We start from the raw sequence: 271 nt of genomic DNA on the forward strand, positions 1-271 counted from the left end.
CTGCGCCGGCGAGCGGGGCATCCGCAGCATCCGCCGTGAATCATGCTGCACCGGCCAGCGCGGCATCAGCAGCATCCGCCGCGTCCACCGCATCGCCGGCGTCCGCGGCATCGCCCGCATCGGCTGCTTCCGGCACGCCCGCGAGCGAAGCCGAGGCTCCCGCGCCCACGCCGCCGCGCCGGCACCCGCCGCTGTCGGCCGACGAAGCAAAGAACGCCACCGCGCGAGCGGTCGACATGCACAAGGACTTCACGCAGGAAGTCACGCGGCG

The 271-nt window shown here is 74.2% G+C and carries 1 protein-coding gene; it reads right to left on the minus strand.

Annotation, left to right across the window (positions count from 1 at the left end; genetic code table 11):
* Positions 1-40: 40 nt before the first annotated feature.
* Positions 41-271, minus strand: a 231-nt coding sequence (locus R0K30_RS22005; RefSeq protein WP_410612972.1) for a hypothetical protein, incomplete at its 5' end; no start/stop codon positions are given.

It is taken from the genome of Bacillus sp. SIMBA_154 (assembly GCF_046536015.1).
Lineage (GTDB): Bacteria > Bacillota > Bacilli > Bacillales > Bacillaceae > Bacillus > Bacillus pumilus_P.